22 protein-coding genes are annotated in these 22,117 nt (G+C 70.8%); 6 read left to right on the plus strand and 16 right to left on the minus strand.

Annotated features, from left to right (window positions below; genetic code table 11):
• Positions 1-96: 96 nt before the first annotated feature.
• The 14 genes from D7V80_RS05310 to D7V80_RS05375 form a co-directional block, all read right to left on the minus strand.
• Positions 97-426, minus strand: a complete 330-nt coding sequence (locus tag D7V80_RS05310; protein ID WP_014396181.1) for a helix-turn-helix transcriptional regulator — start codon at positions 424-426, stop codon at positions 97-99.
• On the minus strand, positions 426-1,052 hold the full coding sequence (locus tag D7V80_RS05315; RefSeq protein ID WP_120587115.1) for an SRPBCC family protein: 627 nt from the start codon (positions 1,050-1,052) through the stop codon (positions 426-428). The genes D7V80_RS05310 and D7V80_RS05315 overlap by 1 nt, the downstream gene beginning before the upstream one ends.
• Positions 1,053-1,160: 108 nt before the next feature.
• Positions 1,161-1,775 (minus strand): fimbrial protein, encoded by a 615-nt coding sequence (locus D7V80_RS05320; RefSeq protein WP_158616549.1) that lies wholly within the window; start codon positions 1,773-1,775, stop codon positions 1,161-1,163.
• Positions 1,776-1,779: 4 nt separating this feature from the next.
• Positions 1,780-2,133 (minus strand): hypothetical protein, encoded by a 354-nt coding sequence (locus tag D7V80_RS05325; protein WP_120587117.1) that lies wholly within the window; start codon positions 2,131-2,133, stop codon positions 1,780-1,782.
• Positions 2,134-2,298: 165 nt separating this feature from the next.
• Positions 2,299-3,822, minus strand: coding sequence for a hypothetical protein (locus D7V80_RS05330; RefSeq protein WP_120587118.1), 1,524 nt, complete (start codon positions 3,820-3,822; stop codon positions 2,299-2,301).
• 5 nt (positions 3,823-3,827) lie between these two features.
• Positions 3,828-4,496 (minus strand): hypothetical protein, encoded by a 669-nt coding sequence (locus tag D7V80_RS05335; protein WP_120587119.1) that lies wholly within the window; start codon positions 4,494-4,496, stop codon positions 3,828-3,830.
• Between the two features lie 22 nt (positions 4,497-4,518).
• A complete protein-coding gene (locus D7V80_RS05340; RefSeq protein ID WP_120587120.1) occupies positions 4,519-5,010 on the minus strand; it encodes a tenascin-X in 492 nt (163 codons plus the stop codon).
• Positions 5,011-5,148: 138 nt separating this feature from the next.
• Positions 5,149-6,360, minus strand: coding sequence for a proprotein convertase P-domain-containing protein (locus D7V80_RS43585; RefSeq protein ID WP_120587139.1), 1,212 nt, complete (start codon positions 6,358-6,360; stop codon positions 5,149-5,151).
• Between the two features lie 42 nt (positions 6,361-6,402).
• The gene (locus D7V80_RS05350; protein ID WP_120587121.1) at positions 6,403-7,902 is read right to left on the minus strand and encodes a methyl-accepting chemotaxis protein; all 1,500 of its coding nucleotides are present in this window, start codon (positions 7,900-7,902) and stop codon (positions 6,403-6,405) included.
• Entirely contained in the window at positions 7,902-8,582 is a 681-nt protein-coding gene (locus D7V80_RS05355; RefSeq protein WP_120587122.1) for a RedB protein, read from the minus strand. The genes D7V80_RS05350 and D7V80_RS05355 overlap by 1 nt, the downstream gene beginning before the upstream one ends.
• Before the next feature lie 172 nt (positions 8,583-8,754).
• Complete coding sequence (locus tag D7V80_RS05360) at positions 8,755-9,858, minus strand: class I SAM-dependent methyltransferase (protein WP_147446988.1); 1,104 nt, start codon at positions 9,856-9,858, stop codon at positions 8,755-8,757.
• 39 nt (positions 9,859-9,897) lie between these two features.
• A complete protein-coding gene (locus D7V80_RS43590) occupies positions 9,898-11,820 on the minus strand; it encodes a glycosyltransferase (RefSeq protein WP_120587124.1) in 1,923 nt (640 codons plus the stop codon).
• The gene (locus D7V80_RS05370) at positions 11,817-12,548 is read right to left on the minus strand and encodes a PIG-L deacetylase family protein (protein ID WP_120587125.1); all 732 of its coding nucleotides are present in this window, start codon (positions 12,546-12,548) and stop codon (positions 11,817-11,819) included. Before D7V80_RS05370 ends, D7V80_RS43590 begins: the two co-directional genes overlap by 4 nt.
• Positions 12,541-13,542 carry a hypothetical protein gene (locus D7V80_RS05375; protein ID WP_147446989.1) on the minus strand — a complete coding sequence of 334 codons (1,002 nt, stop codon included), beginning with the start codon at positions 13,540-13,542 and terminating at the stop codon, positions 12,541-12,543. Before D7V80_RS05375 ends, D7V80_RS05370 begins: the two co-directional genes overlap by 8 nt.
• 388 nt (positions 13,543-13,930) lie before the next feature.
• Here D7V80_RS05375 and D7V80_RS05380 point away from each other — a divergent pair, with 388 nt between their 5' ends.
• From D7V80_RS05380 to D7V80_RS05400, 5 genes are all read left to right on the plus strand, one after another.
• Complete coding sequence (locus D7V80_RS05380; protein ID WP_158616550.1) at positions 13,931-14,278, plus strand: PEGA domain-containing protein; 348 nt, start codon at positions 13,931-13,933, stop codon at positions 14,276-14,278.
• Between the two features lie 39 nt (positions 14,279-14,317).
• Positions 14,318-16,270 carry a serine/threonine-protein kinase gene (locus tag D7V80_RS05385; RefSeq protein ID WP_147446990.1) on the plus strand — a complete coding sequence of 651 codons (1,953 nt, stop codon included), beginning with the start codon at positions 14,318-14,320 and terminating at the stop codon, positions 16,268-16,270.
• Complete coding sequence (locus D7V80_RS05390; protein ID WP_120587129.1) at positions 16,267-17,526, plus strand: hypothetical protein; 1,260 nt, start codon at positions 16,267-16,269, stop codon at positions 17,524-17,526. The genes D7V80_RS05385 and D7V80_RS05390 overlap by 4 nt, the downstream gene beginning before the upstream one ends.
• A 143-nt stretch (positions 17,527-17,669) precedes the next feature.
• Positions 17,670-18,590: a serine protease gene (locus D7V80_RS05395; RefSeq protein WP_120587130.1), complete on the plus strand. Its 921-nt coding sequence runs from the start codon at positions 17,670-17,672 to the stop codon at positions 18,588-18,590.
• A gap of 143 nt (positions 18,591-18,733) precedes the next feature.
• Positions 18,734-19,693 carry an alpha/beta fold hydrolase gene (locus D7V80_RS05400; protein ID WP_120587131.1) on the plus strand — a complete coding sequence of 320 codons (960 nt, stop codon included), beginning with the start codon at positions 18,734-18,736 and terminating at the stop codon, positions 19,691-19,693.
• Position 19,694: 1 nt separating this feature from the next.
• On the opposite strand, the gene D7V80_RS05405 is transcribed toward D7V80_RS05400, so the two are convergent.
• Positions 19,695-21,128, minus strand: coding sequence for a general secretion pathway protein GspE (locus D7V80_RS05405; protein ID WP_120587132.1), 1,434 nt, complete (start codon positions 21,126-21,128; stop codon positions 19,695-19,697).
• A gap of 59 nt (positions 21,129-21,187) precedes the next feature.
• Entirely contained in the window at positions 21,188-21,577 is a 390-nt protein-coding gene (locus tag D7V80_RS05410; protein WP_120587133.1) for a VOC family protein, read from the minus strand.
• Positions 21,578-21,604: 27 nt separating this feature from the next.
• Between D7V80_RS05410 and D7V80_RS05415 the strand changes: the two genes are divergently transcribed.
• The coding region (locus D7V80_RS05415; protein ID WP_233585151.1) for a response regulator at positions 21,605-22,117 on the plus strand (513 nt) is incomplete at its 3' end.

Raw genomic sequence — 22,117 nt, forward strand, 5'->3', positions numbered from 1 at the left:
CTTGGGCTCCAGGGGGAAGGGAGCCGGAGCCAGAAGCTGCCGGGGGTGGCTCGCCGCGTCCAGTGACACGGCGTGGTCCGTGGGGGCGCCTGCCTCCTACTCCCCCCGCTTTTTCTTCCCCCGCGCGACTTCTGTAGCCAGGGCGTCCAGCTTCGGCGTCCAGAACGCACGGAAGCGGTCCAGCCAGGCGTCCACCTCCGCCAGCGGCGCGGCGTCCACGGCGTACAGCCGCCGGGCGCCATCCACCCGCACCGTCGCGAAGCCGTTGTCCCGCAGGACCTTCAGGTGCTGCGAGACGGCGGACTGCGTGATGCCGAACTCACGCTGGATCACGTCCACGACCTCGCCCGAAGCGTGCTCGCCTTCCGCGAGCAGCTCCAGGATGCGGCGGCGGACCGGATCGCCGAGGACGTCGAAGGCGTGCATCAGCCCCCTGTATAGAACGCGGCCGTGCGCTCGGCCATCCCTCGGGCCACGTCCGGCTTCTCACCGGCCGCGACGTGGGCGTCGGCCCAGGCCTGGGCGCTCGTGCGCATGAAGGTCTTCGCCTCGTCGGAAGTCCCCCACGACGCGGCGGCCTCCGCGGCCACGTCCTTGCCCGTCTCCAGGTACAGGCCCAGGCCCAGGAAGCTCAAATCCCAGCCCACGCCCGTGGCGCCAGGACCGAACTGGCTCCAGAACTGTTCCACGTCCGCGGAGTGCACGATGTGCTCCAGCGTCAGCCGCGTGCCCTTCCCTTCCGGCGCCAGGCGGATGGTCACCCAGCTCATGCCGCCGTTCATCTCCCAGGTCAGGTCGAACGCCTCGGGCTTGTCACAGCGGGTGATGGTGCCTCCCGCGTTCCCCTTGATCTGATAGCGGCCGCCCTTCTGAAGCTGCCCCTCGACGGGCGCGAACCAGCGCGGGATGCGCTCGGCGTTGGTGACCGCGTCCCACAGGTCCTCGATGTGGGTGGGATAGACACGATGCGCGACGACCACGTGGGCTGGCTTGCCCTCGTAATCGCGTTCGACGCACGCGCGGAACTGGGCGCCAATCAGGGTGTGAAGCATGTGCGGACCTCCTCCGTTCACGGAACTCACTACAGTCCGCACTCATATTAGTCAATTCTAATACGACTCCAGGCGCCACGACTTTGCGCGGGACGAAGCTGTAGCCCCTCAGTCCCGCGTGTCGTCCACGAGCTGCACGGGGATGCCGGGCTCTGCGGCATCTCCGTCCACGTCCTGGAGGTCCAGCGGTCCGGTGGAGAGGACCCAGACATCCAGCGTCGCGTCTTCGTCGGTGTTCCCGACGCAGGCCAGGGTGATGTCGCAGGCGGGGCATGTGCCGGAGACACCAAGCCGGGCCTTCAAGGACGGATGAAGCGCCTCCACGTCGAAGGGGCGCAGGTAGGTGAACTGGTGGGTGTCCGCGCCGATGGCGACCGACCCCGCAGGCGCCGCGCTTCGCTCCTGGTCGCGAACCTCCATCGGTCCCCGGCCCGCGAAGTACGCGTAGCGGTTGCCCCGCTCGGGCGCGAAGCCCACCTTCGCGAAGACCGGCTCGTAGGTCCGCGTGTCCTGGAAGTGGCGCTGCTGGAGCGTGTACCAGGCCTTCAGGTTCGACCTGCACTCCGCCGCGCGGGCGCGCTGGCCGAAACGCACGAAGTTGCGGACCGTGTTGACGACCACCATGCCCAGGCACGAACAGGCCAGCACACCGAGGACGATGAAGAACCACGTCCGGCGGGAGCGTCCCTCCTCACCCGAGCTGGCCTCCGTCTCCTGACTCACGGCCTCACTCCTCGCCCGCGAAGGAGGAGACCACCCGCTCGATGACGTCGCGGCCGGCCTCGTCCTTCGCATCGGCGGTGGCCCAGATCATCCAGTTGCCGTTGACCGTGCCGGCCCCCTGCTTCCCTTCGCGCACCTGCTTCTTCAGCCTCACCTCCGCCGCACCTGCTTCGTTGTAGCTGTCGAACAGGTAGACCGAGGCCCGGGCCGAGCACGACGTCCAGGCCTGGCCGAACCCCGCCAGGGCCCCGAGCTCCTGGACGGCGGGGGCCGGCTCGGCCGGAACGACGGCGTCGCTCCCGGTGCCATGGCGCAACAGCGCCTCACCGCGCGCAAGAGAGGGGGCATCCGGCTTCATGGGGCTCCTTCGAGGCAGGGGCTCCCCGCCGGTGTCGTCCGCGCGCCGTGATGGACCGCTTGCACACGCGCAAAGCAGCAGCGGGAAGAGCAACGCAAGGCGTGGTCGCATGGGGTCCCGCGATAGCACCTTCCCGCACCGCACCACCAGCCGCCCCCCTCCGCGTCACTCGTTCAGCCAGCGCGCGGACGACACCTTGTCGTTGAAGCCCCAGGCCTTGCTGTTCAGGTTGGCTTCGTGGAGCGCGCCGTCGCCCACGAGGTCCCTGGAGCTGCCCTTGTAATTCGAGTCGTCGTAGAGCCGCACCCGGTAGCCCGGCGGGATGCACCAGCGGACTGAGGAGGTCTTGTCGTTGAACCTGTCGACGTCGTCGAAGCGCGCCCAGTTCTTCAAGCCCTGGTCGCTGTAGTCGAAGATGAAGCCCCGGTCGCTGAAGTTGGAGTCGTCGTAGAAGTCGACGTAGGCGTGCCCGATGTCCGTGCGGCAGCGGGTGTCCGCCCACACGCCGCGGAACTCCACCAGCTTCACCGTCGAACCGGGGCCGTCATCCGCGTGCTCGGTGCCGTAGAGGATGAGGCCGCGGTCGGGTCCCACGAAGAGGCCCGCGCCTGCGTCCAGGTTGCACTGCCGCGAACCGTCGTTGCTGCAGTACAGGTGCCTGGAGGCAACGTGCTCCAGGCGCAGGTGGCCATCCAGGTGCACCCGGTACAGGTGCGCGTAGTCGTCGCTCACCGCTCCCCAGCGCAGGCCGCCCAGCCGCGTGCCCACGAGGTAGATCTGTGAGTCATTGCAGTCCGTCACGAAGTTGAGGTTCTGGAAGGCGCCCCACTGCCCGTCCGGCAGCTCCGACTTCCGCCACCTGTCGATGCGCACCCACTGGTTGGTCGCGGAGTGGAGGTCGGTCTCCGAGGAGCGGAAGACCTCCAGCGTGTTCGCGTCCACCTGCCCCAGCAGGAGCAGGAAGTGCCCGTCCGACAGCTTCGTGAACGAGGCCGTGCCCGCGGTGGCTGTTTCACCGTGGACGAAGGCGAACGGGCTCGGCGTCAGGGAGTGGTTGTAATCGTAGAGCGCGATGCGCCCCGGACCGGGCCCCTCCTCCATGGGCAGCGCCAGGATGCTGCCCACCGCCTGCATTCCGCCGCCGTGGCGGTAGCCGTCCAGCACCGGCAGCGCCGCCACCGCTGCGTCCGCGCCCGGCGGAGCGGTGTCCTCGGGTTCCTTGATGGAGGGGCTCAGCCGGTTGGAGCGGAAGCGCCCACCCTCCCCGTTGCGGCTGGCCATGTGCACCAGGTGCCCCACGTTGCCTCCGGGAGCGTCATCCCGCTTGGACAGGACGAGGAGGCGGCCTGAGTGGGTCGACAGCCGCTGGATGCCTTGCCAGTGATTGGCGCCCGGGTAGGCCACGTTGAGGTTGAACGGCCCGGGATGGAAGCCGAGCACCTCGCCGTGGTCGCGCAGTTCCTGGAAGCGCAGCGGCACGTCAGGGCTGCACAGGTTGCAGTCCGGACTCCCCCAGACACAGGAGGTGTCACCTCCGAGCCCGAGGGCCCGTGGAGCCGCGGAGGCAGCGAGGGCCTCACGAGGCGCCGTGGTGGGCTCGCGGACCTCCGGCTCACAACCGGCGAACATCAGCAATCCCGCCAGCGACAAGGTCATGGCGGACACGCAGCGACGCTGGATGGAGTGCATGGGTCTCAATACGTCGTATCCACGACCCACGCATTGGCCACGCCACGTTGTGTCAGGAGCGCTGGCGTCCGGGTCAGGATGACGTGGCGTTCCTTGTGGGCCATCTCCACGTCATATTCATCCGTGGCGAAACCGAACTCTCTCCTGACGGAAGGCTCGATACGCCTCACCTCATCCTCCCAGGCCCCCTCCAGGTAGATGTTCTTGTGGACGGTGTTTTGGGGCGGCTGGGTATGGAACGCGCCATCCCTGACGCGAACATAGAGCGCGTCGTAGCCCAGGCACTCCACCGGCACCCTCTTGGTGGACGTCAGCTTCAACACCTCGGCATGAACGGTCTTGAAGTGAGCCTCTGCCATGGCCCCTTCATCCAACACGAACAGCGTGATGTTCATCCGCCAGACGATGGTGTTCGACTTCACCCGCATGGTTTCAATGGATTCATTGAGCACCTCCGCGATGAGGGTCGACGCCCGCATGCGCCGTCTTTCGATTTCAGAGCGCTTTTCGAGATCCGTCTCCGAGGGAGGGGTGATGTGGGCCAGGTAGAGGTGGGTGTCCGTCTCAATCAGGAACCCCACACATGAAATCAACCCCGTGGTGTTCAAGAACAGCTCGAGGTTGCCCTTCCTCGGCACGCCAATACCGATACCACCCTGCACGCTGACGATCATGTGTGCGCTCCCAGGCTCCTCGCTACGGGTCCTGCGGCCACTGCGGGCAGTTCGGACCGGTGCAGATGGGGCCGCAGTCCGCGCACCAGCCCATCTCATGGGCCTCGCAGAGGTAATTGCCGCACGTCAGGCTTCCACAGTCCGGCAGGCAGCTGGCCACCGTCTCGCTTCCGTTGCACAGACCGTCGCCGCACCAGGTGGAGGGGGCGCAGTCCCACGGGCAGGTGGCGTTCGTCTCGCCGTTGTTGCACCAGCCGTCGCCACAGTAGGGCAGCGGCGTGCAGTCCTCGGCGCAGGTGTTGACGGACTCGCCGTTGGCCGAGTCACAGATGCCGTCACCGCAGATGAAGGCACACGGCAGACAGTTCCACGGGCCCACGCCGCCACAGGGACATTCAGAGCCGAGTCCGGACTCGCCCTGCGCAAGCGACGTGGAGTCCATGTCCACGTTGCCGCACGCGGCAAGCAAGCCCAGCGACAACGACGCGAACACCATCAACAGACGTGCTTTCACGGAAGGCTCCCGGTTGGAGGGACTCCCAGTGATAGCACAGCCGGTATTCCCCGATAAAACGCCCTACCCCGCTGAACGCCCGCGAGGACAAGCCTCGCGGGCGTCAAATCATCCTTCGATGGACTCGAAGGCTGCGCGTCAGTCCCAGCGGCTGGTGAGCTTCAGCTCCCACTCGCGCAGCTTGCCGTTGCCCACGCCCGACGGGTTGACGATGTGCAGCTTCCACAGGCCGTTGATGGTGCCGTCGCGGGGGATGCCGCGCGTCACCGGGATGCGCTTGGGCGGCGTGCCCTCGTTGGGCCCGTCCCACAGGAGCGCCGTCTCACCGCCCGGATCCTCCAGCGTGAGCACCAGCCTGGACGGGTTGTTGTGCGCCAGGTCCAGCTCCACCGTGATGTCCTCCGGCACCGTCGCCAGGCCCACCACCGGCTGCGTCGCCGTCAGCGGCGTCGTGTTCCCCTGGAGCGTCAGGTCCGAGTACGCCGTGAACTCGCCGGACATCCACGCCGGCCGGCACCAGCCCTCCGTCGCGCCCGAGTCCAGGCCGTGGCACGCCAGCCCCTCCTGACACGGCACGAAGCGCGAACACGACGTGTCGTTACCCGGGATGGGCAACGTCGTCACACAGCGGCCGTAGGGGCTGGAGCCGTCATTCGGCTTGCCCTCGCAGTGGAGGTTCGGCCCGCACGTGCCCACGCCAGTGCAGGCGTCGCCCTCCTCGCCCTGCAGCGTGGCCGCCTTCAGGTTCTGGAGCGCGGTCGCATCCACGAACGCCAGCCGGCCCAGCGTCAGGATGTCGTAGAACGGCCGCGCCGCCACCATCGCGTTCGCCGCCGCCGCGGGCACGTTGTACGTGGACTGCAGCGCCGCCAGCGACTGCGTGTTCACCACCGCCAGCGCCCGGCGCGCCTCCGACACGTTGAAGGACACGCCGTGGAACGTGCCCACCCAGCCGTCCACCGGCAGCTCCACCCGGCCCGTGCCCCGGGCGTATGCCTCCAACGCCGCCAGCGCCGCCGGCCCCACCTGGGGCAGCGCGTCCACCTGCTCGATGGAGACGAAGCGCTTGTCATCCGCCGTGTGCGGGATGCCGTCCGGCCCGTAGCGGTAGTTGATGATGCTCTGCGCCGCCTGCGCGTTGAGCGGCACCTGCGTGTCCAGCATGTTGAAGGTCAGGGCGTACTCATTGAGGAACAGCACCACCCCGATGCCCGCGGGCGTGCCCGAGGCCAGCTCCTGCGTCTGCACCGCCAGCGCCTCAGCCGGCGTGTCCGACACCGCGGCAGCGCCGCAGCTCAGGAGGAGGGGAACCGAGGAAAACGACAGAAAACGACGGAGTCTGGAGTTCATGGCGTCCATGTACTCCAAGACAGGCCGCGTGTCGGTGACCCTTCAGGTTTTCTCCTGATACAGGGCGATGACGCCGTGGACCTGGTCGGTGACCTGCTGGAGGCGGTCCGCCGCCGCGTGGGTGGCCTCCACCCGGGCCACCGAGGCCTGCATCAGCGCCGTCAGGTCCGACACGGCGGTGAAGATTTGAGAGACCCCCGCCGACTGCTGGCTCACCGACGCCGAGATCTGGCGGACCGCGTCCGCGTTGCCCTTCACCAGCCCGGACAGCATGGACAGGCGCTCACCGGAGGCGCGGATGATCTCGATGCCCCGGCCCATGCGCTCGCTGCCCTGGCGGGTGAGATCCACCACCCCCTGGATTCGGGAGCGCGTGTCGTCCAGAACCGAGCGCACCTGTTGCGTGGCCGCCACGGACTGGGACGCCAGGCCCCGCATCTCCCGCGCCACCACCGAGAATGCCCGGCCCACCTCCCCGGCCCTCGCCGCCTCGATGGCCGCGTTGATGGCGAGCACGTTGGACTGGTCCGCCAGGTCCTGCACCGTCCGGGTGATGCCGGCGATGCGCTCCGTGTACGCCGCCAGCCCCTGGATGCGCTCGGAGAGGTCCACCGCCTGCGCGCGCAGGTCCGCCAGCCCCTCCACGCTCCGGCCGATGGCGTCCTCCACCGCCGCGCCCACGTCCCCGGCCTGCTGCGTGGCGCCCAGCACCCGCGCGGCCTGCTCCGAGGCGGCCAGCGAGGTCTGACGGATCTCCTCCGCCGTCCCCCGCGTCTCCTCCAGCGCGAGGGCCTGGCGGGAGAGCTCCTGGCGCTGCTCGCGGGTGGACTCCGTCAGCGTCGTCACGGATTCGCGCAGCGCGCTCGCGGTGCCCATCAGCGGCAGGACGACCTGCTCGTCCACCGCGTTCCGGGACAGCTCCAGCTGCGCCTCGCGCCGCGCGGCCTCCCGGAGGTCCCGCTGGCCCTGCACGCAGGAGGCGATGAGGAAGATGTCCTCGAACGCCACCCACGCGGCGTGCTCCATCCACCGCCAGGCCCCGCGGGCGTGCATGCCGAAGATGGACTCCGGCCAGAACATGCCGCGCAGGAGGTGGTCCGCCGCCACCACGCCGCTGAAAGTGAGCAGCACCTTCCAGTCCCGGTAGATGGAGAGCAGCGCCAGCGAGCCGAAGATGTGGAAGTGCGTCTCGATGCGGCCGCCCATCAGGTGGATGAGCAGTCCGGACATCAGCGCCTGCCCCACCGCGATGACATGCCGCGTGGACTCGCGGCCGGGCCGGGTGAGCGCGAGCACCACCGGCAGGCCGCTCAGGAGCAGGCCCAGCCCCACCGCGGCCACCACGTGGGAGTGGACCGTGCTCTGCAATCCCTCCCAGGCCCGGGGCGACAGGTACACCGCCGCAGCGATGCCGCCCAGCCACTGCAACACCATCAAGGCGACGAAGGTCCGGTCCGTCCGCTGGCCCAAGGACAGCCATTGCGCGTCGAACAGCTGGCGCGAACGCTCGGACACGGCTGCTTCGGAATACTGGATGCTCATCACGTGTCGTCACCCGCGGACGCGAGGGGTGTCTCGAGGGCACAGCCAAAGACAGGCGCGGTGGCGGTGCTGGAGAGCTCCGAGTCCAGGAGCTCCCGGATGGCCCCTCCCCCCGCGCTGTCACCTTCGTGGCCTCGCGTGGGGGTGATGCCACCGGCGAAACGCTCCACGCCATCCGGAGAGAAGAGGACCAGCTGTCCCGACGTGCGAGCCCCCAGCTCGCGCGCCACCTGCCCGTCCACGTCCGCCACCACCTCCGCCCCTGGCAGGGCCGCCGCGCGCGTCCACAGCTCCGAGCGCTCGAAGCCCGGCGGGGCTTCACGCGGGGCCCAGACGAACACGTGCGTGGAGAGCCGCGCGCCGTGCCGGTCCAGGAGCTTCGCCAGCTCCGCCAGCGTCGCGCGGGAGCACGGGCATCGCGGGTGGACGAAGACAAGCAGCGTCCACACGCCCGGCGCCCGCGCGAACCGCTCCGGCAACCGTCCAGGGGGCGTGGCCGCGGGCCCCTCCGCATTCGCGTAGGACCACACGAGCCCCAGCCCCAGCACGCTCGTCACGAGCCAGCCGCCCACCAGCCACGGCAGCGCCCGGCGCCAGAGCGCACTGTGTTTCAGCCCCTCCTCAAGGGACGCCCGGGCCGGGGCATCCGCGGGGCCCTGCGAGACAAGCGGGGCGGCCATGTACGGTCATGCTGAGGAGTTCCCGCGCCAATGGCAACACATATTCAAAGCAGGCAAGTCAACAAATCCGACAGACCGGGATTAACAACAAACCCAGCCCTCGGTCCCTTGCAAGGGAAAACCCGCCCTCTTCGTGGGCAAGCCCGGAACTTCAATCCCCGAATTCTTGTTATCACCGTTCCCAGAGCCGGATTTCGGTGCCCGCACGGCGCACGAGCAGCGGGCTCGAGGCGCCGTCCACCGGCTCGATGCGGCCCGGAAGTATCGCGGACTGGACGCACTTCCATCCGCGCCCGGCGAGCGCCGCATGCACCTGGGCGCCGAAGCCTCCGCCGTAGGACGTGAGCAGGTGGGACGCGCGCAGCCGGTCCAGCAGGTCGCGGCTGGCGTCATCGGACAGGTAGTAGAGCACCTCCGCCAGCAGCACCAGGTCCGCCTCCAGCGCCACGTCCTCCGCGCTGGCCTCCACGATGCGCACGCGCGGAAGCCCCCCCAGCCGCTCGCGCAGGCGCGTGACGAAGCGGGGCTCCGACTCCACCGCGCGGATGTTCGCGTCCGGGAAGAGCGTCAGCAGGTGCTCGGTCATCATTCCCTCGCAGGCGCCCACGTCCACCACGCTCCGGGGTGGGCCCGCGTGGCGCAGCGTCCCGAGCACCTTCGTGGTGAGGGCGAAGCGCTCGCCCTCGTAGGTGGAATGGGCGAAGCCCCAGGGGTCCGCGAGCTCCGCGAAGACCTCTGGCTTCGTGAGGGACAGGGCGCGCACCACGTCCCCGGCCCGCACCTCGGTGAAGGCCTCGATGCCGGGCCCGTCACGCACGGGGTCCGTGCACGCGCCGGAAGCGGCACCGTCCGGACGCTCCCGGTAGAGCGCGTTGAGCAGCGCCAGCTTGCGCAGGAAGGCCGCGTCGTCCAGCACCGTGCAGGCGGTGGGCCTGGCACCCGTGGCGGGGACCCACAGCCGCTCGAAGACGCGGCTGACGAGCAGCGCCACCTCTCGGTGCAGCGGGGCGTCCTCCTGTGGGCTGTGCGTGTAGACGCGGGCGTCGCTCCGGGCGCGCTGCTCGCGGCACCACGGCCCCACCTCCGACGGGGACAGCAAGAGGTGCGTGCTCTTCGCGCCCAGGGCCCGGCCCACGGCCTCCAGCTCCCGGCCCGTGCTCCCGTCCTCCGTCACCACCGCGAGGTCCGCTCCCGGCGCCACCGTGCTGAACAACCGGACGACGTCCTCTGGATGGGCCACGACGATGAGCGCCGGGGCCTGCTCGTTCTCAGCCATGTTCCGCGCTCCCATTTGAAATTGGATTCCGTCAGGGGCTCAACCGTGAGCCGCGCTCCAGTCGGACACGTCCTGCGCCTGCTCCTTCGGGAAGCGCAGCAGCGGCAGCAGCTGCTCGCGGATGAGCGGCTCCCAGCCCAGCCGCTCGGACAGCGCCCAGCCCGTCGCCAGCAGGAGGCGGCCTTCGTGCGCGTCGCGTGGAAGGCGGCGCACCACCTCCTCCGCCACGCGCTCGGCCGTGCGCAGCTCCTGCTCCCGCAGGACGCTCGCGGGCAGCGCCTTCCAGGTTTCCACTGAGTGCGCCACGCCCGCGGCCCGCGCATCCGCCACCGGATCCGACACCACGAGGTTCGGATGCGCTGCCTCCGACAGCCCCTGCCGCTCGCACACCGCCTTCAGGGCGCGCCGGGCGCCGCTCACTCCGGAGATGACGCAGATGGCGCCGCAGCCCAGGGCCTCCAGCTGGGCCAGACCATAGGACTCATACAGCGACTGCCCCAGGGACACGTCCGTGGCTCGGTGCAGGTCGTCCCGAGTGAAGTCCAGGCCCGCGGGCCACGTGGGCTGGTTCACCAGCGCGATGTGCAGGCCTGTGTCCTTCGCGTTGAACGCGTCCACCCTCGCCTTCAGGGCGCGCAGGTTGTCGGACGGCTCCGCCTCGTTCCACTCCGTCACCAGCACCAGCAGCGCGGGCTTGCGCTCCGGTGGCAGCAGCGTGGCCAGGTGCTCGCACACGTCCACGTCGCGCCAGAGCCCCTTGCAGACCTCATCCCGCGCGATGTGCGTGAGCAGCAGGCGGAAGTCCTTGCCCCACGCCTTGCGCGCATGGGCCAGCACCTTCGCCCGCGCGGCCTCCTTCGCGTCCCAGCCCGTCTCGATGGGCCGGTGCCCGTGGGGCACCACCGTCACCGGCTGGAGCGCATAGCGCACATCCAGGAAGCGCAGCTCGTCCGCCACGGACGCGCTCACCGCGCCCACGCGGTCGCACAGGTGGCCGTTGCGCAGGATCTGGAAGTTGGGCCAGGTGCTTACAGGGTACACCTCATCCAGCGTCTTCCCCTGCTCCAATCCCAGACGCTGGATGTTGTAGAAGCGCGCGTCGGACGCGCCCTGCCCTCCCTGGCCGTACTCCACGAGCACCCGGGGCGTGCGCACCTCGCCCGCGTAGTACACGGTGCGGCACCAGCGCCGCCCGTCGAGCAGCGCCTTGTACGCGAGCGGCAGAGACAGGTGCTCCTGCGCCAGGATGACCGTCCCCGCGCCGTCCTTCGGGCGCAGCCGCTCCAGCGCGTCGAAGACGGGCTCCGCGAGCACGATGGCCAGCATCGCGTCATGGTCCAGCGCGGGCGCGTCCAGGAGGCCGTGCCGGACCGCCTTCCGGAACAGGCGGTTGACCCAGGGCGCCGCGCCCAGCCGCGTGCCGAAGCGCTCGCGCCACACGCGTGACAGCCCCCGCCACGCGGCCGGACGCGGGCCCCGGCAGTCGAATGGGAGGTCCACCCCGAGCAGCGTGTGCAGCCGCGCGAGGAACCCCGGCAGCGTGCCCATCCTCACCCGGTAGCCCCGGAGCACGTCCGTGAGGTCCACGAGCAGCACCTCCACCGGACCGCCCGGAGCGTCGCGCCGCCCGTAGATGAACGACACGTCGTGCTGCTCCTCCACCGGCTGGAAGACGCGCGTCCACCGCTCCGGGTTGTCCCGGCGCAGGCCGCTGTAGAACACCTCGCCGTGCGCCTCCAGGTCGTGCGCCAGCGACTCCTCCGGCGCGTAGCTCCCCAGGCCGCACGGCCGCACCGTGGGGCTCACCAGCAGCGTGCGTGGGAAGGCCTGACGGTACTCGGGCTCGGACAGCAGGTGCTCCAGCACCACGCCCATCCCGCCCAGCGTGCGCGTGGCCTCGTAGGAGAGGTGCACCAGCATGTCGTCGTCCGCCCCGGGCGCCCAGGGCTCCCTCGTGCTCATGGCGCCACCGTCCAGACGCGCTCGGCCAGCCCCCTGCCCGCGCCCAGCCGCCGCGCGTGCGACTCCACCGCGGGCAGTGTCTGGGGCTCCAGCTGGCTGGCGTAGAAGGACAGCCCGCGCAGCTTCGCGGACCACAGCGTCGTCACGTCCAGACACCGGGGCGACAGCCCGAGCGCCCACGCGTAATCGACGATCTCATCCTCGGGGTGGTGCGCGGAGTACGGCAGGTCCTCGTAGTAGACGACGTTCCGCTCTCCGCGCAGGGCCCGCACCGCGTCGCGGACCAGCAGGTGGTCCGCGTGGCTGGAGATGCCCAGCGGCACGTAGCAGACCGCGTCCGGGGACACGCTCGCCAGCACCTCGCCCAGCGCCAGCAGCACGCGCGAGGCCAGCGCCGACCGCGCCTCCTCCGACTCCGCGGGCCCGCCTGGTGGCGCGCGCAGGCTGGTGTCGCGAAACCCCAGGTGCACCAGGTCCAGGCCGTGCGCCCGGGCGAACCTCCGGTCCTCGCCCATCCGCAGCGACGTCACCGCCATGGCCCGGGACGGGTCCACCGGCAGCACGAACTCCCAGCAGCTCTGGGAGAAGACCGTGACGAGCGTGGGCACGATGCCCCGGGGCACGCCGAGCAGGCTCGCGTACGCCCCCAGCGCCACGTCGTCCGGATGCGGGGAGAAGAAGACGTGCTCCGGCCCCTCGTCCCTTCCGTTGCGCGCGCGCTCAGCCACGGGCGCCTCCCGCGAGCGGCGGCGCGGGCCACGCGTCCAGCGGCAGGTCGTGCAGGTCGCCCTCGGGCGTCACGAAGCCCAGGATGACCACGCGCTCGCCGTCGTTGTGCACCGTGTGCCGGAACGCCCGCACCGGCGCGTCCAGCTCGCGCGTCAGCCCTTCGGAGAAGCGGCCGGAGGTGATGAGCCAGTGCCCCTCGTCGTTGGGCATGAGGCGCGGCGTGTTCCCATCCAGCCACACCAGCCCCGGCCGGGACTCGCCCAGGTTGAAGGTGAAGAAGCTCTTGTCCGAGTGCGGCTCCGACGCGTGCGCCACCACCTCCCGCCTGCGCCGCGCGGTGCTGGGCGCGTGGTACTTCACGAACCGCACCGCCCCTTCCGTGCGGCGGCGGAACAGCCGCGTGAGCCCCCCGGGGCGCAGGCCGTAGCCCAGCTCCAGCGCCTCCAAGAGCACGACGCCCACGGCGTGGCAGGCGTCATACGCGTCCTCCGAGGCCTCCAGGAGCTCCCGCACCGGCTCCGGCACCGGGCGGCGGCGGAACACGGTCCACGTCGCGGGCTTGGCCATGAAGGCCTCGATGGGCTGCCGCACCACCGGCGACTCCGGGTACCAGGTGGCGTTGTAGCCCGTCTCGAACACCGTGGCCGCGGGCAGGAGCGCGTGCAGGTACGGATGCGCCAGCAGCGCGTGCTGGAAGGTCGCCTCGTAGCGCTCGTACATCCCCGCCAGGGCGTGGCGCTCCAGGAAGGCCAGAGGGCGCTCCAGGTAGAAGAAGCCGCGCTCGGACAGATGGGTGATGAGCCGCCGCGCGAAGGACTCCCGCTGGCGCGGCGTTCCGGACACGAAGTCCTCCAGCTTGAGCGGCCGGATGTCCGCGAAGCGCTGGGGCTGGCGGCGCACGAGGCCGTCTCGCGCGGAGGTGAAGGGTCTGGGTGGCAGGGACGGGGCCGGTGTCCGTGTCGCGGTGGCGGGCATGGGATGTCGGGTCGTCATGGGTGGGAATCAGGCTGGAACGTGTCGCAGGCTACGGGTGGCGTCTGACATGCGTGGATCCACCCGGACCCGGACCCGGGTCCAATGCCTCTCAAACCCAGCCACCTCCCAGGTCGCGCGGCACACACCCACCGTCACTCGCGCTCGCGGGGATACGCGCCCGCGGACAGGGGCCATCCGTCCACCTGGAGACATCTCGTTTCCCCTCTGGAAGATGACCCGGACCGGTGGGTCCGGAAGACACCTCCGGGAGCGCCGCTTTCACCGGCTTGTACGGGTGGGAACAGCGATTGCGACGTGGGGGCCGGTGCCTTGACGGAGGCCCCCGCGCTCACGCCCAATCCCTGTCATGCCTCCGCATCCCAGACATCTGCTCATTCCGCTCCTCATGGCTGGTACCTGCGCCTGTGCTCGCGCGCCCGTCTCGCGGGACGTAGAGGCCCTGGCGGCCCTGCGGGTGGAGGCCATCCGTCCGCCGATGCCGGCGTCCCGCGCGGTGCGGGTGGAGCGCCCGGTGACGACGGGGCTGCGCCTGGACGTGGTGCCGGACGGCGCGCGCGTCTTCGTGGACGGCAGGGCGATGGGGCTCGCGCGGCACCTGGGGACGCTGCTGCCGCTTTCGCCCGGGGTCCACCAGGTGAGCGTCCGGCTGGAGGGCCACGCCACGTGGCGGGCCGAGGTGATGGTGGGCGACCGGCCGGAGCCCATCCAGGTGACGTTGACCGCTTCGCCGTGACGCGCAGCGCACCGTCAATCCGAGGGGGGAGGCACAGGCGTGAAGCTGCCAAAGAGGAAGGGCCGGCTGTTCCGGTTGCCGTTCGCGGATGCGCCGGAGTCGCGCGCGCGGCTGTGGAAGAGCATGACGGAGCACGGCCTGTTCGTCCCCGAGGACACGCCGCAGCCCATCGGGACGGAGTTCGCGCTCCAGGTGGCCTTCCAGGGGGACGGGCCCGCCGTCTCCGGCCGCGTGCGGGTGATGGAACACGGCGTGTCCGGATGGGTGCGCGGCTACTTCGTGAAGTTCGTCGCGCTGGACGCGGGCAGCCTTCCGCTGCCCCTGAGCCCTCGCGAGCCGCTCGCTCCGGCGACGGTGGGGACCGCGGCCGTGAGCACGTCCGCCGGTGTTCCCGGGGGGAGCGCGGAGTCGTGGCGCGAGGAGCCCACGCCGGTGGGCATCCGGCCTCGCTCCACGGTGGAGGGGGCGTCCGCGCTGAATGACTATTCGCATCTGGAGTTGCTGCACGCTCGCGACCCGGAGGCGTGGCAGGGCGGGCTGCGGCCGTTCGACTCGTTCGGGCCGTACCAGCTGCTCCAGCGGCTGGGCACGGGCGGCATGGCGGAGGTGATCCTCGCCCGGCGCACGATGGCGGAGGGCGTGGACAAGCTGGTGGCGCTCAAGCTGGTGTTCCAGGAGTACGCGCGGCACCCTCGCCTGTCGGAGTTGTTCCTCACCGAGGCGCGGCTGAGCGCCACGTTGCAGCACCCGAACGTCATCCAGGTGTTCGACGTGGGCAGCGCCGCGGGCCGGCCCTTCATGGCCATGGAGTACGTGCACGGCCGCAACGGCGCGGACCTGGTGCAGGCGCTGCGGCAGCGCGGGCGCCCGCCGCCGGTGGCGTTGGCGGTGACGGTCGCCATCGAGCTGGGCAAGGCGCTGGAGTACCTGCACGGGCAGCGCGACCTGGACGGGCGCCCGCTGCACCTGGTGCACCGTGACGTGAGCCCGGGCAACCTGCTCGTGGGTCTGCACGGCGAGGTGAAGCTGGTGGACATGGGGGTGGCGTCCGCCAGCATCGCGAGCGGGAATGATCTGCTGGTGGTGGGCAAGCGCGCGTACATGGCGCCGGAGCAGCTCGCCGGAGGCCGCCCGGACCCCGCGTGGGACATCCACGGCATGGGGCTGGTGCTCTATGAGCTGCTCACGCTGCACCGGGCCTCGGAGGCCGCGAGTGGCACGGAGGGGCCTTCCGGGTTGTTGAAGCCGTCGCACTTCAATTCCCAGGTAACGCCGGAGCTGGAGCGGCTGGTGCAGTGGGCCACCGCGCGGGAGCCGTCCTCGCGGGCGCCCAGCGCGAAGGTGCTGCGGCAGGCGCTGGAGCGTGTGCGGAGCGCGCTGCCTCCCTTCGGCCTGGTGCAGACGATGCACGACTTGATCGGCGAAGCGCTGGACCGGGCCCGGCGCGAGACCGAAGTGCTGATGGGGACCGCGCGGGGCCAGGACCGGCCGCATGCGTTCCCGCGCTACCGCCGGTGGCGCAACGCAGTGGAGCAGCGCATTCCGGTGGCCGCGAAGCTGGCGGTCGCGCGGCATGGCAGGGCACTGCGGTGGAGCGCGCTGGTGCTCACCGTCCTCTGCGCGACGGGTGCGGCGCTGATGTGGCCGCTGCGTACGCGAGAGGTGAAGCTGGGAGGACATCTGTCCCGCGCGGACCGGCTCATCGCGGTGGCGAAGCTGGCGGGCGCGGGGGAGGACACCGCGCTGGCGCAGCTGCAGGCCGCACGGGCGCTGCGGCCCGAGGATCCGCGCGTGCGTTCGCGACTGGCGGCGCTGGCGGATGCGTTCGAACGGCTGGCGCTCGAGGCCACGCAGCGCGGGGACGTGACCGAGGCAATGGCGCATCTGCGCGCCGCGCTGGAGGCGGCACCGGAGCGGAGCGAGACCCGCGTCCGGCTCCGCTTCCTGGAAGAGGAGCTTCGCAAGACGCCTTCGGGTTGGAGGGTGCGATGAGCGTGTCCCTTCCGCGTCGGGGCGCATGGGGGTGCATCCTGCTTCTGCTGGTCGCGGGCTGCTCGCGGACCTCGGAAGATGAGCGCGCGTCGGAGACCGTGTCGCGGGAGCTGTCCGCCATCGTGGCCACCTGTGCTGTCGCGCGCGGCCCTGTCGACACGCTGCGCACTGCGAATGCGTACTGGGAGCCGTTCGAAGCAGGCGCCACGTTCCGCTCCGGCGACTGGGTGCGCACCGGGCCGGAGGCCTCCACGCGCATCGAGCTTCGGGGCGGTGGCCGCATCGAACTGGAGGAGCGCACCGTGGTGATGGTGGAGCGGCCCGCGCCTCCGGCGGGCGGGGGTTCCGTGGTCGCACTGGAGTCAGGGACCGCCCGGGGACTGCTGCCCGAGAATGCGCTGCCCGACGGCCCGCTCGTGCTTCGCGGAGACAACGGGCGGCAGGTGGCGCTCACGGTCGAAGCACACGCGGGCCCCACGGAGTTCCGCGTCACCCGCACCTCTCGCGGAATGCATCTCAGCGTCTCCCGCGGACGCCTGCTGCTGTCCGAAGGCGCGCACCGCCGCACGCTGGAGGCCGGCAACTGGCTGGACGTCGCGCGAGGCCTGGAGGACGCCGAGCACGACGGCCCGCCCTTCCCCACCAGCCTCTCCCCGGGCGTGGACGCGCGCATCGCGTGGAGCCCGGAGCTGCGCATCCCGTTGAGCTGGAAGCCGCTGGAGGGCGTTCGCGGCTACCACGTGCAGGTGGCGCGCGACCTGGGCTTCACCCGGCGCATCGTGGACACGCAGGTCGAGGGCCCGGACTTCACGTTCCTTCCTCCGGAGCCCGGCATCTTCGTCTGGCGCGTGTCCGCGCTGGATGAGGCAGGACGGCCCGGCGAGTCCGGCTTCGCCCGCCGCGTCTTCGTGGAGCGCAAGCAGCCCCGGGGCCTGCTCGTCACGCCTCCCGATGGCTACGAGGCCCCGAATGGCTCGACCTCCGAGGGCCTCGTCTTCGCATGGCAGTCCATTGGCGGAGAGCCGCGCTACCGGCTGGTCGTCGCGCGTGACCGCGAGCTGCGGCAGCCGGTGCTCGTGCGCGAGGGCAGCCCGCAGCAGGTGGTGCTGTCCGGCCTCGCGCCCGGCGAGTACTTCTGGGGCGTGTACGTGGCGGAGGACCCGCCCGTGCCGCTCTTCCAGAAGGCCCGCAGGCTGGTGGTGCCCGGGCCTTCCAGGTCCCTCGCACGTGACGCGCTCCTCCCCATGGAGCCTTGAGCCCTGACACGTCATGCACCTCCGCTGACATGTCACACGGCGAGGAAGACGACATCCAGGTGCGCGTCTCGCCCAGACAGCCCAGGCGCATGAACGCGGCATGTCGATTGCTATCTCCCTCCGCATTTGAACCAGGAGATTGCATGCGCTTCATGAGCGGAGTCGTCGTCGCGGTCGGTCTACTCGGGTGCGGTGCTCCGGAGGGCGAGCAGGTCCCCTTCGAGACAGTGGGGCACACGGACCAGGAGATCGTCGGAGGCGTCGAGGCCCGGCCGAACTCCCACCCCTGGATTGTCAGCCTGCAGCAGTACGGCAGCCATTTCTGTGGGGGCAGCCTGGTGCGCGTGAGCGACAAGGAGGAGAGCGACATCGTCCTCACCGCTGCCCATTGCGTCTATGACGGCTACTCCAACGTCACGGCGTCCGCTGGGGCGCATGACCTGTACCGCCCCACGTCCACACAGGTGACAGCCCGGGTGACGGTGGCCGTCCACCACCCCCAATACAATCCGGACACGACGATGCACGACATCGCCGTCCTCAAGCTCGACAAGCCCATCAAGTTCGACACGAGCGTCGCCGGGGCTTGCGGCCAGTCCTCGGGCATGCGCCCCAACCTGGCCCCGCGGCTCGCGGGCAGCAACACGCGCGTCCCTGTCTGCCTCCCCGCCTCCGGAGAGCGCGTCGCTGAGAACACGATGGCGACGGTCGCGGGCTGGGGCCTGACCCGGGAGGGGGGCTACGACACGTCCAGCATCCTGCTGCAGGTGGGTGTCCCCGTCCGCAGGCATCAGGACGTCGCCAACAGCTACAGGTCAGAAGGAATCGTCATCGACGAAAATGCCATGTTCGGGGCCGGGTATCAGCAGGGGGGCAAGGACGCATGCCAGGGCGACAGCGGCGGGCCGCTCGTCATCAGGGGCGCCCAAGGCTACGTGCTCCAGGGCATCGTGAGCTTCGGGGTGGGCTGTGCGCGGGCAGGCCTGCCCGGCATCTACACGCGGGTCTCCAACTACATCCCGTGGATCCACACGCAGATCCGGAGCCTCAGCGCCGTCAGGTAGGCCGCGCAGGGCCTGGCGGCTTGACCGCAGCCAACACCGCCGCGCCGTGAGGCGGCGGGAGGCCGACACGGCCCTTATGATGCGCGCCGTGTCACGGGCCGTCCGCCGCCAGGCGCCCGTCCCCTTCCGTCCCGGGTGAATGCATGTTCGTCGCTCTTGGAGTCCTCGCTGGCGCCGCCGTGCTCGTGCCCACCGCGCGCCGGTGGCTGATGCACCGGGTGGGCACACCCCGCGCGAGCGAGCCCTTCGACGGACACGTCTACCGCGTCGGCAAGGCCGTCATCGCGGAACGGCGCTGCGAGCAGCCCCGCGCCACGGTCATCGTCATGCACGGCTTCGTGGCCGACATGCGCTACTTCACGCACCACTACCGCGAGCCCGACGTCCAGCTCATCCTGCTGACGAGCTGCGACTACCACCTGCCCATCACCGACCCGCGCGAGGAACCCGCCCCCTGGGCGAAGGTGCCCTCCGAACCGGAGGGCACCATCTCCCATGACGCCGCGGTGCTGGTGCAGGCCCTGGAGCACCTGCCCCGGACGGACGTCGTGCGCGTCCATGGACATTCGCGCGGAGGCGCCGTGGTGCTGGAGGCCGCGAAGCTGCGGCCGGACCTCTTCGAACGGGTGGAGGTCGTGTTGGAGGCGCCCGTCCTCCCGCAGGCCCGCCCCTACCGGAGCCTGACGCCCTCGCAGTTCTGGCTGCTGCCGTTCCTCATCCCGCTGTGGCGGCTCGCGCCCATCGCGAAGCACAACCGGGGCGCCTGGGGACCGCTGGAGAATGCCCGCAAGCGCGAGCTCATCATGGCCTTCCCGTTCAACCCCAAGCGGGTCGCGACGATGATGGCCAACCTGCGGGACATCGAAGCCTGGAGCCAGGCGCGCGATGCGTCCCTGTTCGGCAACGTGCGGCGGGGCACGGTGCTCGTTCCGGGGAAGGACCGGGTGCTGGAGTCCGCGTCCATGCGGGAGAGCGCCGGGCGCGCGAAGCCGGGGCTCGACGTGGTGGAGCTGGACGGGTGCAGCCACTTCGTCCTGTGGGACCGTCCGGATGCGATGCCCGTGCTGGCGCACCCACCTGAACGGTCCACCGGCAGCGAGTGAGCTACGCGTTCTTGCGGCGCCGCATCATCGCTTCGTACGAGCGGCCCACGCCCTGGGAGAGGATGAGCAGCTCGCCCACGTCCGGCGGGGTGAATTGCTCCGCTCCGTTGTCCACGTAGAGCAGGTGCACCACCTTGCCGCGCACGAGCAGCGGCAGGATGACCGCCGTCGAGGGGAAGCCTCCGCCGATCAGCCGGTAGAACATGCCCATCGCCGCGTCGCGCTTCACCGGGCCGACGAAGTGGGAGCGCAGGTCGCGCACGAGGCGGAAGGTGCTCTGGTCGCGCAGCGGCACGCCGATGCGGCGGACGCCTTCGTCGCTCACGCCCTGCCCCATGCCGTGCCAGCCGGTGACGAGGTTGCCCTGCACGGACAGCAGCAGGCACCGGCGCCACTTGCCCATGGCGAAGCGGAGCACCGTGCGGGCCACGTCCTCGCGGTCCGAGCTGCGTCCCAGCTCCGCCTGGGCCTCCGGGAACGTGAGCGGCGTGGGAGGAGGGGCCAGCGGCTTCGCGGCCACGGGCGGAGTCGGCGCGGCTCCCGGAGGAAGCGTGCCCGCCGCACCGGCCTGCGCCGCGACGTGCGCGGGCACGCCCTGCGCTCCCGCCTGCGCCGCGACGTGCGCGGGCACGCCCTGCCCCGCCGTGCTCGCGGCCCGGGCCGCTTGCGCGGGCACGCCCTGCACCGGGACGGACGGTGCGATGTGCGCGGGGATGTCCACTCGCGGCGGCACGGGCGCTCCGGGACGCGCCTGCGCCGGCATCGCGGGCCGCCCCTGGGGCGGCGCGGCCACGGGCGCCTCCACCACCTCCTCGCCGGTGATGATGATCTCCCCTTCCAGCACGTCCCCTTCGGCTTCCGCATCCGAGCCGCCGCGCAGCGCCTGCGCGTAGACGGACTGGAACTCCTCCTCGCTCATCAGGTCCGGCGGCCGCTCCGCCGCCTTCTGCAGCTCCGCCGCGGCGCCCTTCGCGGGCCTCGGGCGGACGGCATTCATGTCGATGGCCCGCAGCTGCCGGAACGCCTTCGCGTGCCGCCGGAGCAGCTGGTTCATCCGGAACTCGGGGATGACCACCGGCACCACGCGCTTGCCCGTCTTGAACGCGATGGCGTCCAACGTCGTGAAGTCATGCGGGTTCACCACCGCGACGCTCAACCGCGTCGCGTCCGCCCGCATCGGCAGGAACTCCTTGTCGTCCGCCTCGTTGGGGTTCACCAGCGCCACGGCCTTCGGGTCGGGCACCATCTCCCCGGACGCGTAGGCGCAGTTGTGCAGCCGGCCCAGCGCCTTGGCCAGGTCCTGCTCGGACAGGAGCCCCAGCTCCACCAGGTTCGTCCCCAGCCGGCCGCCGTGGACCACCTGCGACTCCAGCGCCTCCTCCAGCCCCGCCGCCGACACGAGGCCGTCCTTCACGAGCAGTTCACCCAGGCGCATGGGGCCGCTTGTAGCCATGCCCCGTCACCCTCCGCAAGCACCCGGCCGGGCACGCCACCCTAGTCGTCTGGATGGTGGCTCAGCCCCACCCGGTTGCCCTCCGGGTCCCTCACGTAGAGCGTCCAGCGCGTCTCATGCTCCAGCGGCACGCCCGCGCGGGCCAAGGTCTCCACCACCCCACCCCGCGCCTCGCGGGGAATCCGGAACACGAGCATCAGCAGCCCCGGCGCCGGATGGCGGAACGGCACCACCTCCGGCGTCCCGTCCACCGCCTCGATGGCCAGGAAGGCGCCCCCTGGGACGCCTACCCAGACGCTCCGCAGGGTGCCGTCCTCCCGCAGGTGGCGCTTCAGTTCCGGAAAGCCCAGCAGGTCGCGATAGAACGCCGTCACGCGCTCCACGTCCTTCGCTTGAATCGCCACGTGGTGGAAGCCCTGAACGTCCGTCATGGAGTTGATGGTAGGGTCTGCCGGCCCATGGCGCGACTGCTCATCGTGGAGGACAACCAGGAACTCGCCTCCCTCATCGCCACGGTCGCGGAGACCCGAGGCCATGAGGCGCTCACCGTCTTCACCGGTGAGTCCGCGCTGGAGGCCCTGGGCCCCCACTCGCGCTTCGACGCCGCGCTGGTGGACCTGCTGCTGCCGGACATCCGCGGCAGCGAGGTGCTGGGCGCCCTGCGCGCGCACGGCATCCCCGCCATCGCCGTCAGCGGTGTCTACAAGGGTGACCGCTTCGCCCAGGAGGCCACGCAGGTCCACGGCGCCTGCGCCTTCTTCGAGAAGCCCTTCGAGCTGGACTCCGTGATCAGCGCGCTGGAGGAAGCCGCCGGCGTGCCGCCCGTGACGCACGGGGAGCTGCTCGACGAGGTGGACCTGCTCGTCCTGGAGGAGCTGGTCCAGGAGACGCCGTCCGCGGAGGAGGAGCCCGCGCTCGCGTCCGTCCTCTCTCCGGCCGAGCCCCCCGAACCCGCGCCCCCGGAAGAGGCC

The organism is Corallococcus sp. CA054B, assembly GCF_003611625.1.
GTDB lineage: Bacteria > Myxococcota > Myxococcia > Myxococcales > Myxococcaceae > Corallococcus > Corallococcus coralloides.